This window comes from Rhizobium ruizarguesonis (assembly GCF_017357285.1).
Taxonomy (GTDB): Bacteria; Pseudomonadota; Alphaproteobacteria; order Rhizobiales; family Rhizobiaceae; genus Rhizobium; species Rhizobium ruizarguesonis.
In genome coordinates this window covers 67,501-83,017 of sequence record NZ_CP071678.1, presented here as the reverse complement: position 1 = coordinate 83,017, position 15,517 = coordinate 67,501, and the positions used below count along the sequence as shown (strand labels likewise).

Sequence of the window (15,517 nt, the reverse complement as noted above, 5' to 3'; positions counted from 1 at the left end):
CGCCGGTAATTCGGTTGTCGAACGCCCGCAACAGGTTTATTTTGTCAGATCCTCGATGCCCTTTTAAGGGAAGGTCGTGCGGAGATGCTAGTCAAAGATGTAATGATCACGAAGGTTGTCGGCGTATCACCTGACAATAGCGTTCGGCGAGCCGCCGAGATTATGCTTGCCAATCACGTGAGTGGTGTCCCGGTCATCGACGATGCGGGTCGCCTCGTTGGAATCATCAGTGAAGGCGATCTGCTGCGGAGAACGGAGTTGGGACGGGAAGCCACCGCCGAATTCGGAACGTCTGCCCTTACCGCTGAAGAGAAAGCCACAGCTTATGTTAGGAGCAACGCGTGGAGAGTTGCCGACGTCATGAGCTGCGACCCGATCGTCGTAGAAGGAGACACGTCACTGGCGCGAGTGTCTGCATTGATGCAGGAACATCAGATAAAACGCATTCCCGTTATGAGAGATGGCGTGCTGGTTGGCATCGTCAGTCGTGCGGACCTTCTGAAGGCGATCGTCACGGCCGATCAGGATGAAACCGCGTCAGGTGACGAGGCCATCCGTCGCAGCATTGCGACACGCCTCAGCGAAAATGCGGATCTTCTGGGAAAAGACACGACCGTGACCGTCACCGACGGTGTGGCTCACCTGTGGGGAACCATCGACACGGAAGAGTGCAAGAAGGCGGCGCGCGTCGCTGCCGAAAGTGTCCGCGGCGTGAGGCGAGTGGTTGAACATTTCTCTGAGGATCGTCGGTAAAAGCCGGCAGGATTTCCTTCGCTATCGGCTTCTGTCTTCGGATTAAACCTCGGATGCCGTCGATTTTAACTGTGCTTCCGATGCATTTTGTGCGAGTATTAGCTCGTACGCATAGACAGCTGGGAGCGAAGCCGCTTCGACGGCAGGGCGATATACAAGAAAAGTAGAGATGTAAGTGATGGCCGCAGCCGCAACGGGCGGGCCAGCGTCTCAGGCTGATTGAAACAGGCACCATATGGCATATTGGGTCGACAACGACCGCGCTGCAGATTGTGCCTGCCGTCAGCATCCCTTCCGCCAAGCATCTGTCGCTCGCTTCATTCGCTCGCAGTTAGAAACTCGACAATTTCTCACCTTGGAAGATCTTACCGTAGCAATCTGGGCTCAGAGGAGGAGGCACCCATGGTTTCGCTCAAAACGGCACGAGATGCAAAGGTCGCCATACACGCGAAGATGGCAACGGGCGGCCCCCTTTCGACGAAAGAATTGCAGTCCATCGACGCCTATTGGCGGGCATCGAACTATCTGTCGGTCGGACAGATTTATCTTCTCGACAATCCACTGCTGAAGGAACCATTGAGGCGCGAGCACATAAAGCCGCGACTGCTTGGCCATTGGGGCACCTCGCCGGGTTTGAACATGCTTTACGTGCATCTCAACCGCGTGATCAAACGCGATGATCTAGAGATGATCTACGTCATCGGACCAGGACATGGCGGACCGTCGCTGGTTGCGCACGCCTATCTCGAAGGCACCTACAGCGAAGTTTATCCCAATATAAGTCAGGATGCCGAGGGCATGAAGAGGCTGTTCAAGCAGTTCAGCTTCCCCGGCGGCATCCCTAGCCACGTTGCCCCGGAAACCCCCGGCAGTATCCACGAGGGCGGTGAATTGGGTTATGCCCTTAGCCACGCTTATGGGGCGGCGTTCGACAACCCAAATCTGATTGTCGCCTGCGTCGTCGGCGACGGGGAGGCCGAAACCGGGCCGCTTGCAACAGGCTGGCACGGCAACAAATTCCTCAATCCCGCTCGCGACGGCTGCGTGCTGCCAATCCTGCATCTGAACGGCTACAAGATCGCCAATCCGTGCTTCCTCGCCCGCATTCCCCGGGACGAGCTGAGGAAGTTCTTCGAAGGCATGGGCTACACGCCGTATTTCGTCGAGGGTAGTGACCCCGAAAACGTGCACCAGCAATTGGCCGGCGTGCTCGACACAGCAGTGGCGGATATCCAGGAAATCTGGGCAGCTGCCCGCACCAAAGGCAAGATAAAACGCCCGATGTGGCCGATGATCATTTTCCGGACGCCAAAGGGCTGGACCTGCCCCCCCGAAATCGACGGCAAGAAGTGCGAGGATTACTGGCGGGCGCACCAGGTGCCGATGGGCGACATGGACAAACCGGAGCACATCCGCATTCTGCAGCAATGGATGAAGAGCTACCGCCCTGAGGAATTGTTTGATGACAGCGGTCGCTTGAAGCCAGGGCTGGCGGCGCTGGCGCCTGTGGGGCAACGCCGGATGAGCGACAATCCGCATGCCAACGGCGGATTGCTATTGCGGGACCTGAAAATGCCCGACTTCCGGGACTACGCGGTATCCGTTCCAAGCCCCGGGCAAACCCACACCGAGGCGGCGCGAGTGATGGGCAAGTTTCTCCGCGATATCATGAAGATGAACATGGACAGCAAGAACTTCCGACTGTTCAGCCCTGATGAGAACAACTCCAATCGCTGGCAGGATGTACTGGAGGTCACCGACCGCTGCTACATGGCGGATATCTATCCGGAAGACGATCATCTGTCGCCCGATGGCAGAGTGATGGAGGTGCTCAGCGAGCATCAATGCCAGGGCTGGCTGGAAGGTTACCTGCTGACCGGCCGGCATGGCTTCTTTTCCTGCTACGAAGCTTTCATCCACATCATCGACTCGATGTTCAACCAGCATGCCAAATGGCTGAAGGTGTGCAACGACATTCCATGGCGGCGATCGGTCGCCTCGCTTAACTACTTCCTGAGCTCCCATGTCTGGCGGCAGGACCACAATGGCTTCAGCCACCAGGATCCGGGATTCATTGATCACGTCGTCAACAAGAAGGCGGACGTTGTCCGGATCTATCTGCCGCCGGACGCCAATACATTGCTCTCTGTAACCGATCACTGCTTGCGCAGCCGCAACTATGTCAACGTGGTTGTCGCAGGCAAGCAGCCTGCTCCGCAGTGGCTGACGATGGATCAGGCCATCAAGCATTGCAGCGAAGGTCTCGGCATTTGGGGATGGGCCAGCAATGACATGGGAAGTGAACCTGACGTCGTGATGGCATGTTGTGGGGATGTTCCAACGCTTGAGACGCTGGCGGCGGTTGAGCTAATCCGGGAGCATCTGCCGGAGCTGAAAGTCCGTGTTATCAACGTCGTGAACCTGATGAAACTTCAACCCCCGTCCGAGCACCCACATGGGCTGCCGGATCGCGATTTTGATGCGCTGTTCACCAAGAACAAGCCGATCATCTTCGCCTTCCACGGCTATCCGTGGCTCATCCACCGGCTCACCTACCGCCGTACCAATCACGGCAATCTGCACGTCCGCGGCTACAAGGAAGAAGGAACGACGACGACGCCGTTCGACATGGTGGTCCTGAATGAAATGGACCGCTTCCATCTGGTCGAGGACGTCATCGACCGGCTGCCGCAGCTCGGTGCGCGCGCTGCATATTTCAAACAGGCAATTCGCGAGAAGCTGGTCGAACATCGCCAATACATTGAGAAGTATGGCGACGACATGCCGGCAATCAGCGGCTGGAAATGGGGCTCGAAAGCTCAGCCAAAAACACGTCAAAGAACCTCCACCGAAGGGGACAATGCTTGAGCAACATTGTGCAATCGAACGGAGGTTCCAGTGGCAACGAGCACGGCCGACGCGCCACGCCATGATAGTATCGCGGAGCTCAATCCGAGTTCCGCGGTCGCATTGCTTTCCAACGACCGATACAGTGTCCTGGTCACCGCTGCCGGCGCTGGTTACGGAATGTGGCAAGGCCTCGACATTACCCGGTGGCGCGAGGACAGCACCCGCGATTGTTGGGGCCAATTTTGTTACGTCCGGGATCTGACTGACAACGATCTCTGGTCCATCGGGCGGCAGCCATTATTTCGCCCTTCAAATATCTACGAGCACGCCTTTTATGGAGACCGGGCCGAACTCAGCTGTCATGCCGGCGACATTGAAATCGTCTCGAAAATCTGTGTCGCACCCGATGTGGACGTGGAAGTGCGCATGCTCACAGTCACGAACCATGGCACACGGGAAAGAACCCTCGAACTGACAAGCTATGCCGAAGTCTGCCTGTACAATCGCAGCGCGGATATGGCGCATCCGGGTTTTGCCAAGCTTTTCGTGGAGACGCAGTTTGACGAGGCGACAGGCGCCTTGTTTGCCCGTCGCAGGCCACGTGCTGCCGGGGAGAAAGCCACTTGGGCAGTTCACGTCTCCTCGTCGAACCTGCAGCCTGCCCAAGCGGCCCAATATGAAACCGATCGGCTGAGATTTCTTGGTCGAGGCCGGACAACAGCCAACCCAATGGCATTTGACGCAGGCGCACCGCTCTCCGGAACAACCGGGCCTGTCCTCGACCCGATTTTCTGTCTGCGGCGAACGGTTCGTCTGGCGCCAGGCGCTGATGCGCGCGTCGCCTTCGTCACAGGAGCGGCAGACGACCAGTCGGCCGTGCAGTTCATCGCCAAGAGATACGCCGAGATCGACGCGGTCGAGCAAGCTTTCTCCGATGCATCGAGGAGATACGAAAGCGAGCTCCAGACGCTGGGCCTGAAGCCCCGTGATATCTCGCTGTTCAATCGGCTGGCCGGGAGCGTCGTATTTGCGAACCCGGCCATGCGGCAGGCAGCCTCTCTCCAGAGAGATCGGTGGGATCAGGCGGCCCTGTGGGCTCATGGCATCTCCGGCGACCTCCCCATTGTGCTGGTCCGCGCGAATGGCAATAGGCACCATGCCCTCCTTCGCCAGGTAACGATGGCTCACGAGTTCGCTCGGCGGAGGGGCTTGAGATTTGACCTGATCCTAGTTGATGAGGACGGTTCGGCAAGCGCCAAGCGACTGGCCGAAAAGCTGCAGTCGGGCCCGCAAGCCGAAATGATCGGCAAACCCGGCGGAATCTTTATCCTTTCCGAGCCCGATACCGAAAGCGACCACCTGGCGACCATCGCCGCGGCAGCGCGCGTCGTCCTGCTGGGAAGCGGCGGTGAACTCGGCGATCAACTCAACCGGCTCTCCCCGGCCAGGTCACCTCTTTCACCCACCTTTACCACTCGGCTGAGCGAGCAACCCGCAGCCCCGCCTCCTAAACCAGCCGAAGATTTGCAATACTGGAACGGGCTCGGCGGCTTCGCAGCTGATGGGCACGAGTATGTGGTGCGCGTGGACGCGCTCAAACCCCAAGCCCCCACCCTGCCGCCTGCGCCTTGGACCAACGTGATCGCAAATCCGCATTTTGGCTGTCTGACGACTGAAGCCGGTCTTGGCTATACATGGGCGGAGAACAGTCAAATGAACCGGCTAACACCGTGGTCGAACGACCCGGTTACGGATGCGCCGGGCGAGGTCCTCTATTTGCGGGATGAGGAAACCAGCGACACCTGGACGCCGACACCCTTGCCGCTCGGACCCGGTGCGGTCGTGACTGTACGTCACGGCCAGGGTTACAGCCGGTATACAAGTTTTAGCCGACACCTCAGTCAGGAACTGACGGTATCGGTCGCGCCCAACGATCCGGTCAAAATCATGCGCCTCAGGCTTAGCAACGAGGATACCCGGGTTCGGCACGTGACCGCAATCTATTTCGCCGAGTGGGTGCTTGGAACCCAGCGTGAACAGACAGCAGCGCGGGTCGTCTGCGAGCGGGACGCCAGATCGGGTGCGATCGTGGCCAGGAATCCCTGGGCCGGCGATTTTGCCGGAAGGCTGGCTTTTGCAGCCGCCAGTCAGCCGGCAAGGTCGACCACGTCCGACCGGACGGAGTTTCTGGGTAAATACGGTTCCGTGTTTCAGCCGGCGGCCCTGGGGCGAACCGATCTGGCTGAACGTTTTGGCCCACTACTGGATCCCTGTGCCGCGCTGATGGTGGATATCTCCCTGCGCCCCAGCGAAAGCAGGGAGATTGTCTTCATACTTGGGCAGGCTGCCGATCTCGATGAGGTCAGCAGGCTCGTCCATGAGCATACCGACCTCGAGCGCGCAGCCGCGAGCCTGTCTGCTGCCTCCCGCCAGTGGGATGACATTCTCAACTCGATCCAGGTCTCGACGCCGGACACGGGCTTGAACTTGATGATGAATCGTTGGTTGCTGTACCAAGTTCTGGCATGCCGCATGTGGGCGCGCACGTCCAACTATCAGTCCGGCGGCGCGTATGGATTCAGGGACCAGCTGCAGGATGTGATGGCGCTGGTCTATAGCGTGCCGAGCGAGGCCCGCTCACACATCTTGCGATCGGCGGCGCGCCAATTTGAGGAGGGGGACGTCCAGCACTGGTGGCACCCGCCATCTGGCGTCGGCGTTCGCACCCGGATCACTGACGACTTGTATTTCCTGCCTCTCGTCGTTCACCACTATGTTTCCACGACAGGCGACGCTCAACTGCTTGACGAGATTGTTCCCTTCATCACGTCACCGGTGCTGCGAGACGATCAGGAGGAAGACTTCAACCAGCCGGCGACCAGCGAGCAGTCCGGCACCGTCTATGAACATTGCGTTCGAGCGCTGGAGCATGGCTACCGGCTAGGCAGCCATGGCCTGCCCCTGATGGGAACCGGCGACTGGAACGACGGCATGAACAAAGTTGGCGCTGGGGGTAAGGGGGAGAGTGTCTGGAATGGCTGGCTCTATCTCACGGTGCTGAAATCATTTGCCGAGATTTCAGCGTCACGCGGGGACCAGAGCCGTGCCGCCTGGTGCGGCGAACGGGTAGAAGCCTTGCGCATTGCCATTGAGGCCAACGCCTGGGACGGCGGCTGGTATCGCCGGGCTTATTTTGACGACGGCACGCCGCTTGGATCGTCCCTGAATGACGAATGCCAGATCGACGCCATCCCCCAAGCTTGGGCTGTCATTTCCGGCGAGGCGGATGCGGAACGCGCTTCGCAGGCAATGCGTGCGGTCCACGACCGGCTTGTCCGCCAAGAAGACAGACTGATCAAACTCTTCGACCCGCCGTTTGACGACGGCGTGCTCCAGCCCGGCTACATCAAGGGCTACGTCCCCGGCATCCGTGAAAATGGCGGGCAGTACACACATGCGGCAACCTGGGTGGTCTGGGCGACTGCTTTGCAGGGCGACGGCGAGCTCGCATTGAAGCTCTGGAACCTGATCAATCCGATTTATCACGGTGCAACGAAGGATCAAGTCGAACGCTACAAGGTCGAACCATATGCGGTCGCCGCCGATATCTATGGCGCGCCCCCGCACACGGGGCGCGGTGGATGGACCTGGTACACGGGATCGGCCAGTTGGCTTTATCGTGTAGCGCTCGAGGCGATCCTTGGCTTTCGCCAGGAGGGGCGATTCCTGCGATTCGAACCCTGCGTTCCGGCAGGCTGGCCGGCCTATGAGATCGCATACCGATATGGATCTGCGACCTACCGCATCCATTTCGACAACTCGAAGGGCATCGGCCGGGGTGTGCAATCCGTCACGCTGGATGGCGAACCTGTTGCGAACGAGAGCGTCCCGCTTGCGCAAGACGCGCGCACGCACGACGTCCACGTTATCATTGGATAGCGGCCATGCCCGAAACGCTCTCGACCGACGCCGATCTCGACCGCTTGCCAACGGACCACGATCTCAGTCGGCTGCAGTTCACCACTGTCTTATACTATCTCCACTGCACGAACCCGGACAACGGTCTCGTCCGCGACAAGACGGAACCCAACGCACCGGCCAGCATCGCGGCGATCGGCATGGCACTGGCGACGATCCCCGTAGTCGTGGAACGCGGCGTCCTCATTCGCGAATTTGCGGCAAAGATCACCCGCAGCCGCCTGAGATACCTGATGGCATGCCCGCAGGGGCCCGAGCCGGATTCATCAGGTTACAAGGGTTTCTTCTATCATTTTCTGGATATCGAAACGGGCCGCCGAGTTTGGCAATGCGAGCTGTCGACAATCGACTCCGCTTTCCTGTTTGCGGGTGCCTTAACCGTTGCCACTTATTTTGATCGGGATACGGCCGATGAGGCGGAAATCCGCGGCCTCGCAACGGCGCTTTACGAGAGGGCCGATTGGAATTGGGCCCGCGACGGCGGCGCAACTTTGACGCATGGCTGGCGTCCGGAGAGCGGCTTCATCCCCTATCGATGGCGCGGCTATGATGAAGGCCTGCTTCTCTACATCATTGGTCTCGGATCCCCAACTCACCCGCTGCCGCCCGAATCTTATGCCGCCTACACCGAGAGCTACGAATGGAGGAATATCTACGGCCGAGAACTGCTATATTCGGGACCGCTCTTCACCCACCAGCTGTCGCATATGTGGATAGATTTTCGAGGCATACGCGATGCGTTCATGCGCGAGCATGACACCGATTATTTCGAAAACACCCGGCATGCGACATATGTCCAGCAGGAGTATGCAATCCGCAACCCGATGAACTTTGCAGGGTATGGCGAGCATTGTTGGGGGTTTACAGCGTGCGACGGGCCTGGCTGGGGCAAGCGGACGACAGAAGGGGTCGATCGGGAGTACTTCGACTATATCGCTCGCGGGGCTCCCTTCGGGCCTGACGACGGCACGATCGCACCATGGGTCGCCGTCGCCTCGCTGCCGTTCGCGCCGGAAATCGTTGTGCCGACTGTTCGCAACTTTGCACGAATGAACCTCGGCATGACGCGGCTTTACGGTTTCAAACCGTCGTTCAACCAAACATATGCCGTGGAAAATAGCCCGGCCGGGTGGTGGGTAAGCCCACATCACTTCGGCATTGACCAAGGACCTGTTGTCCTCATGATTGAAAATTATCGGACCGGATTGCTCTGGAGCATCATGCGCCGATGCAAGCCCATTGTAACCGGATTACGACGCGCAGGATTCTCTTCAGGCTGGCTTTAGACGGCCGCTTGGCGCGGACGGAAGGTTTGGTTCCTGGTGCAGGATTTGTGGTTTTCTGTCCGGCTTTATCGGCTTTGCCTTCTTGCAGGCCCCTGACGAACTACCGGGCTGGCGCGAAGTCCCCCTCGCGCGCCTTCTTCAGGACCGGTCGAACCTGCCTGTGCGGCTGGAGAACGATGCCAACGCCGCCGCTCTCGGCGAATGGCGTTTCGGCGCCGGCCGCGGCGCGACCTCGAGAGCGAACGATGCCATTGCGGGGCGGTGGGCCACGGCGCTCGGCTGGCATGCGACGGCTCTGACAAAGCCAGGCGACGGCTCGGCGCTGCGAACCCTGTCCCACGACGTCGAGGTCACGGGTCGACACGTTGTCGAGGCTGCGCGCGGCGGTGACGAAGCGGCACTTGCGCTGATTGGCAGGGAAGCCCGCTGGCTGGGCATCGGCTTTACCAATCTGCTCCATCTCTACTCGCCCGACATGATCGTCATGGGCGGTGGAATTTCCCATGGCTATAATCTCCTTCGCAAACCGCTCGAGGCCACCATCCAGGAACGAGCGATGCCCGCTTTTCGCGACGTGCCGGTTGTGCCGAACTCGGTAGGCATGCCGGCTTGATTGGCGCCGCAAGCCTGATCTTTCTCGATTGAGAGATACCCGAAATACTCACGCAGGTTCGGCTGAGATCAGTAAGCTTCTTGACCGCTTGCCGACCTGGCCTTTGGCCGACTGCCGGGCCGGGAAACACCTCGCTCAAAGCGTCCGGGTCCGACCGAATGTCCGAAGCAGGAGGTTGATCGAGACAGCGACTTTGTCAATGTCACGAACGTCCTGGGAGTAACGCCCGGTATAAAGTTTCACGATCATTTTATCGCGGGGCGAACCGCTAAGATCAAAAAAGAGGTGCAGGTAGAAGGCCTCCTTGTCGCCTAAGCGAGCGAGGCTCCTTCGTCTTTGGGTGACCGTCCTTAGTTCGGTTTTGAAGGGCGAAAAACCCTCGAGCGACAGCGTGACATCGGCGGACGCAAAGCGCGTCTCCGGCGGCACGGCAACGACTGCCTTGTCCAGCGCCAGACTGACTATGCGGCCGGAAACACCGTCGACGTGAACCGCTTCGTCAAGTTTGAACGCATTGAAGAGCCGTCGCGGTTTCTCAAAGCAGATCAAAGACGCAATAGCGAGAACGAGAATGTTGATGCCCGACCAGCAAACCGCAATCGGCGAGAACTGCGCCTCGATATGGGAGGTCTCAGGCACAATATTGATGACAAGACCGATGGCCGTCGCCACTATCAACGCCGCTATCCAGGCAAGGCTGTATCCATCAAATCCGATCGCCTCGTTGCCGCTGCCCTTCGGGGTCACCCTGAATGGCTTGCCGAAGGGGCGCACCACACTGGAAATAACGGTTGGCAACATCCGAAACGTCGAAAAAGCCCCGACGGCACTCGATACGACAGGCAAATATCGGGTCGGTGTTATCCAGAGCATCAAAAGGAAATAGGCCGTCAGCAACGGCACCTGATGGGAGATATAGTCCGCAGCGTTGGTGAAATAGAGCGGCAGCAAGCCGAACCAGAGATATATGATCGGGATGATCAATATCGTAAAGCGCACCAGATACTGCACCAACCACGATAGCGGAAGGAACATGATGCGTTGAAAAAGTGACAGACCAGGTCCGCGCAGTGGGCCGTTGTGAAGATAGAGTGTTTGAATCCCCCCCTGACACCAGCGCTCGCGCTGTACAAAATAGCCGGTCAGATTCTCAGCGGCCAATCCCATCGACAGGCGCTCATTCAGGTAACGGGTCTTGTAACCCTTGTTGAGCATGGAAAGTGTGGTCAACAGATCCTCTGTGATGGATTCCGTTGGAAACCCGCCAATCTCATCGATCGCCTTGCGTCGCGCGATTGAGCATGACCCACAGCAGAAACTGACGTCCCAGATATCTCGGCTCGGTGCAATTTCATCAAAGAACAAACGCTGCTCGTCAGGCCAGATATTTTCGAGACCGAGATTTGTTTGTACCGGATCGGTATTGAAGAAATGCTGTGGCGTTTGAACGATGCCGATGGTCGCATCGGAAAAGAAGGGAAGCGTCCGGCGCAGGAAGTGACGATAGGGCACGAAGTCAGCATCGAATATCGCGATGAAGTCGCCGGAGCTGACCTTCAGACCATTGTTCATGTTGCCGGCTTTGGCATGGCTGTTGTCGGGCCGTGTGACGTGGATTGCTCCCTTCTCCTCGCAGTACGCCTTGAGCCAATTACGACGCTGATCGTCGAGCACGTAGACTTTCAGCTTGTCTTGCGGATAATCGAGCGCAAGCGCCCCTATGATCGTCCGTTCCAGGACGTCGAGCGGTTCGTTGTAGGTAGGAATGAACACATCCACCGTGGGCAATTCATCCTCGTCACCTCTAAAGAAGTCTGGCGCAAGCCTGTCCGCTTCTGCGCTCCGGTCCACGTATCGACTCATCAAAACCAGGAAGAGCACGACTTCGAAGAACGCGAGAATTTCTATGATGAACAGAAACCAGACCCAGTAGAAATTGAGGCCATTGTTGGGATAAGGAAGTACCGTCTCGAATAACCGCCAGAGTATATAGCGCAATGCAATGGCGCCAACGACCACGCATGTGATTGCGCGCGTCCAACTATGGTTACGCGACCAGTTGAAAGGCCCAAGCAAAAAGAACGCCAAAACCGAAAATGTCGGAGCCAGTGCTATGAGATACTGAACCACAGGCTCTCTATCCAGTTCCATATGCGGATGTTAGGTTTGGGAAGGCGCACCTGAACAGAACGCCCCACCTGACAAAAGTTCGCATAATCCGTATTGAGAGCGGAGGGAGCCAGGCCCACGCGTATTCGATCGTTGCGTTTGGCTGTTTCGGGCTGATTGGCTGCCAGCGTGTCCTTCTCGGCGACCGCGGAGCTGCCTCTCACCGATAGGACAACGCCTTTGAAGGCCTCGCCTCCGCCCAACAAGCGCACCTCTGCAGTAAGGCCAGGATAAATCTCTTGGTAATCGACCTCCGGAACAAGGATATCGACGAAAAGATCGCTGCAATCGAGGATGCGCATCAGCTCGGTATTGAGGATGACGTTCGAGCCATTGACGATGTTGCTACTCCACACGACTCCGTCGAAAGGTGATGGATCTGATGCCGAAGTGAGACTGCGGACGCGGTTTTCCTCCTCAATCAGTTGCATTTGCACCTGTGCGCCCCGTGTTTCGTTTTCGGCGATGCGCGTGTTGAGATCGCTGATACGAACGATGACCTCATCCTGTCGCTGGCGAGAATAGGGCACGTCGTTCTGGCCGTCACCGAAAACGAAAACACCGTTGCGAACGGCTTCCAGCTTTTGTTCGAGCTGGGCTACGGTCAAACCACTGATTTCGAGTTCGCCCCCCGCCGCTTCCCAGGCGGCTCGGGCGGACTCGACCATCTTGGTGGACAGGATACCCTTCGCCTCAAGCGCCAGCCGCCGGTCAAAGTCCACTTGCGCGACATTGTCCTGCGCCTTGGAAACCTTGACCCGTTTGTTTAGAATTTCAACTTGTCGCTCCAAGTCGGCAACGGTTGTGCGCGTAAAGACTTCCATGCGTGCGCCCAATTGATCACGAAGCCGTACAAGCTCATCGCGTTCCCGCTTTAGCGCCGCAACATGTTCGACAGCAGTCATGTGGTCGGCCTGCAGCGAAGTCAGTATTGCGCGGTTCACGCGGGCGTTGTGTATCAAGGCGAGCGGCGCTCCTGCCAACACGCGCGCACCAACTTTTGGGGGTGTTTCTGCGACTTCGCCGTCGATAGGAGCGTTCACGATCGCAAATCGCGCATTGACTGTACCGTCGAGACTTGTAAAGCCAGTCAGGCCGGGCAGCAAAAGAACGATCGCAAGCGCGAACAGCAATATGCCGACCAGAATACGGGTAATGCGGTGGTTCCAGATCATTAGCAATTCCAAAATCATCAACCGCAAGGCACTCGTGTGAGGCTTGTGCAAATGCAACTATATCTTGTAGTGATGTAGGCGCACCATGGCCATAGACAAGGGGACGAGCTGGCTGCGCTCGATACGTTCGGTAAAATGTCGCAATAAGGCTAACCTGGGATTAGCTATGTACTGCAGCGGAGGCTCGTTTTGTATGATGATGGACCGTGCCGGCGCCCCTGAGTAGGCATTAACCTCGCCCCGTTACCAAACGCACGAAAAGCCCTCCTTGCGGAGGGCTTTTCGTATGATGGTGTTTTTGTTTATGTTGGAAGTTTGGTTGCGGGGGCAGGATTTGAACCTGCGGCCTTCAGGTTATGAGCCTGACGAGCTACCGGGCTGCTCCACCCCGCGTTATCCAGGCGACGCTTGCGTCGTCCGTCCAGGTTTTTGCCATCTGGCAAAATACCGACTGCGTAAAACGCCTTTGGCGGTTTACGCTTACTGCCCGAGCAAATTGCCTGCAATTTGTCTCGTGTTTGTTGGCACCATTATAACACAAAATGCCGCTTGCGAGCGGCCCTTTGTTTCGGCATGGGCCGTAGAGTTAGTGATGAGAAGATTGTTTTACATAAGTTGCGTTTTGCAGACCTGGCAGCGACCTACTCTCCCGCGTCTTAAGACGAAGTACCATGGGCGCAGGGGCGTTTCACGGCCGTGTTCGGAAAGGGAACGGGTGCAGCCACCCCGCCATAACCACCAGGTCGGCAAAGCGCAACTATATGTTTTGAGAAGCTGGTGAAGTGCTATGACTTCGTTTTTGAACACGTTTTAGAGCTCCAACCGGACGAACACTTCGTGTTCGCCGGGACCGGGCAAAGGCTGGTGCCTTCGCCTTGTCAGGACGACCGCTTTGCGGTCGCCTTGAGATGAGCATAGTCAATGAGAACGATCAAGCCAATCGAGCTATTAGTACCGGTAAGCTTCATGCGTTGCCGCACTTCCACACCCGGCCTATCAACGTGGTCGTCTTCCACGGCTCTGATAGGGAATACTCGTTTTCAGGTGGGTTTCCCGCTTAGATGCCTTCAGCGGTTATCCCGTCCATATATAGCTACCCTGCTATGCCCTTGGCAGGACAACAGGTCCACCAGAGATATGTCCATCCCGGTCCTCTCGTACTAGGGACAGATCCTGTCAATATTCCTACACCCACGGCAGATAGGGACCGAACTGTCTCACGACGTTCTGAACCCAGCTCACGTACCGCTTTAATTGGCGAACAGCCAAACCCTTGGGACCTGCTCCAGCCCCAGGATGCGATGAGCCGACATCGAGGTGCCAAACAACCCCGTCGATATGGACTCTTGGGGGTCATCAGCCTGTTATCCCCGGCGTACCTTTTATCCGTTGAGCGATGGCCCTTCCACGCGGGACCACCGGATCACTATGACCGACTTTCGTCTCTGCTCGACTTGTCAGTCTCGCAGTCAGGCGGGCTTATGCCATTGCACTCGACGACCGATTTCCGACCGGTCTGAGCCCACCATCGCGCGCCTCCGTTACTCTTTCGGAGGCGACCGCCCCAGTCAAACTACCCACCATACACTGTCCCGGACCCGGATAACGGGCCGCGGTTAGACATCCATGACGATAAGGGTGGTATTTCAAGGATGGCTCCACGGAAACTGGCGTCCCCGCTTCAAAGCCTACCACCTATCCTACACATGCCGACACGAATGCCAGTGTAAAGCTATAGTAAAGGTGCACGGGGTCTTTCCGTCTGACCGCAGGAACCCCGCATCTTCACGGGGAATTCAATTTCACTGAGTCTATGTTGGAGACAGCGGGGAAGTCGTTACGCCATTCGTGCAGGTCGGAACTTACCCGACAAGGAATTTCGCTACCTTAGGACCGTTATAGTTACGGCCGCCGTTTACTGGGGCTTCGATTCAAAGCTTGCACCTCTCCTCTTAACCTTCCAGCACCGGGCAGGCGTCAGACCCTATACGTCGTCTTGCGACTTCGCAGAGCCCTGTGTTTTTGATAAACAGTCGCTACCCCCTGGTCTGTGCCACCCCATAATAGTTGCCTAGCATGGGGTCACGCTTCTTCCGAAGTTACGCGTGCAATTTGCCGAGTTCCTTCAACATAGTTCTCTCAAGCGCCTTGGTATACTCTACCTGACCACCTGTGTCGGTTTCGGGTACGGTCTATACGGTGGAGCTATTTCCTGGAACCGCTCCGCTGCCCATCCAATCCAATAAGAATGAACAACTTGTGCAATCCGTCACTACCACCAGGCCCACGAATATTAACGTGGTTCCCATCGACTACGCATTTCTGCCTCGCCTTAGGGGCCGGCTAACCCTGCTCAGATTAACTTTAAGCAGGAACCCTTGGTCTTTCGGCGAGAGGGTCTCTCACCCTCTTTATCGTTACTCATGTCAACATTCGCACTTCCGATACCTCCAGGAGCCCTCACGGGTCTCCCTTCATCAGCTTACGGAACGCTCCGCTACCACTTGCGATTGCTCGCAAATCCTCAGCTTCGGTGCATGGCTTCAGCCCCGTTACATTTTCGGCGCAAAGACCCTTATTTAGACCAGTGAGCTGTTACGCTTTCTTTAAATGATGGCTGCTTCTAAGCCAACATCCTGGTTGTTTTGGGATCCTCACATCCTTTCCCACTTAGCCATGACTTGGGGACCTTA

At 57.5% G+C, this 15,517-nt stretch carries 7 protein-coding genes, 1 tRNA gene and 2 rRNA genes (1 of these 10 cut by a window edge); 5 read left to right on the top strand and 5 right to left on the bottom strand.

Going from position 1 to position 15,517, the window contains the following annotated elements:
• The first annotated feature begins 84 nt into the window (after window positions 1-84).
• The 5 genes from J3P73_RS00370 to J3P73_RS00350 all read left to right on the top strand — a co-directional run bounded on the left by J3P73_RS00370 (window position 85) and on the right by J3P73_RS00350 (window position 9,480).
• Window positions 85-753, top strand: coding sequence for a CBS domain-containing protein (locus J3P73_RS00370; protein ID WP_018068712.1), 669 nt, complete (start codon window positions 85-87; stop codon window positions 751-753).
• A gap of 402 nt (window positions 754-1,155) precedes the next feature.
• Window positions 1,156-3,621, top strand: coding sequence for a phosphoketolase family protein (locus tag J3P73_RS00365; protein ID WP_130656680.1), 2,466 nt, complete (start codon window positions 1,156-1,158; stop codon window positions 3,619-3,621).
• 30 nt (window positions 3,622-3,651) lie between these two features.
• Window positions 3,652-7,542, top strand: coding sequence for a GH36-type glycosyl hydrolase domain-containing protein (locus J3P73_RS00360; RefSeq protein WP_130763888.1), 3,891 nt, complete (start codon window positions 3,652-3,654; stop codon window positions 7,540-7,542).
• A 5-nt stretch (window positions 7,543-7,547) separates the two neighbouring features.
• Entirely contained in the window at window positions 7,548-8,867 is a 1,320-nt protein-coding gene (locus tag J3P73_RS00355; RefSeq protein WP_018068715.1) for a glucoamylase family protein, read from the top strand.
• An 82-nt stretch (window positions 8,868-8,949) separates the two neighbouring features.
• Window positions 8,950-9,480, top strand: a complete 531-nt coding sequence (locus tag J3P73_RS00350) for an ROK family protein (RefSeq protein WP_245002695.1) — start codon at window positions 8,950-8,952, stop codon at window positions 9,478-9,480.
• 135 nt (window positions 9,481-9,615) lie between these two features.
• Here J3P73_RS00350 and J3P73_RS00345 read toward each other — a convergent pair whose 3' ends face one another.
• From J3P73_RS00345 to J3P73_RS00325, 5 genes are all read right to left on the bottom strand, one after another.
• Window positions 9,616-11,610 carry a glycosyltransferase gene (locus J3P73_RS00345; protein ID WP_024323135.1) on the bottom strand — a complete coding sequence of 665 codons (1,995 nt, stop codon included), beginning with the start codon at window positions 11,608-11,610 and terminating at the stop codon, window positions 9,616-9,618.
• A complete protein-coding gene (locus J3P73_RS00340) occupies window positions 11,592-12,824 on the bottom strand; it encodes an HlyD family secretion protein (RefSeq protein WP_024323136.1) in 1,233 nt (410 codons plus the stop codon). Before J3P73_RS00340 ends, J3P73_RS00345 begins: the two co-directional genes overlap by 19 nt.
• Window positions 12,825-13,140: 316 nt before the next feature.
• A tRNA-Met gene (locus tag J3P73_RS00335) sits at window positions 13,141-13,217 on the bottom strand.
• Window positions 13,218-13,452: 235 nt separating this feature from the next.
• Window positions 13,453-13,567 (bottom strand): 5S ribosomal RNA (gene rrf / locus J3P73_RS00330).
• A 184-nt stretch (window positions 13,568-13,751) separates the two neighbouring features.
• A 23S ribosomal RNA gene (locus J3P73_RS00325) occupies window positions 13,752-15,517 on the bottom strand; it runs 1,177 nt beyond the window's last position.

What these genes read in the sequence shown, in the direction of transcription:
- J3P73_RS00370 (WP_018068712.1), top strand. Translation starts at nt 85, where the DNA reads ATGCTAGTCAAAGATGTAATGATCACGAAGGTTGTCGGCGTATCACCT.
- J3P73_RS00365 (WP_130656680.1), top strand. Translation starts at nt 1,156, where the DNA reads ATGGTTTCGCTCAAAACGGCACGAGATGCAAAGGTCGCCATACACGCG.
- J3P73_RS00355 (WP_018068715.1), top strand. Translation starts at nt 7,548, where the DNA reads ATGCCCGAAACGCTCTCGACCGACGCCGATCTCGACCGCTTGCCAACG.
- J3P73_RS00340 (WP_024323136.1), bottom strand. Translation starts at nt 12,824, where the DNA reads ATGATCTGGAACCACCGCATTACCCGTATTCTGGTCGGCATATTGCTG.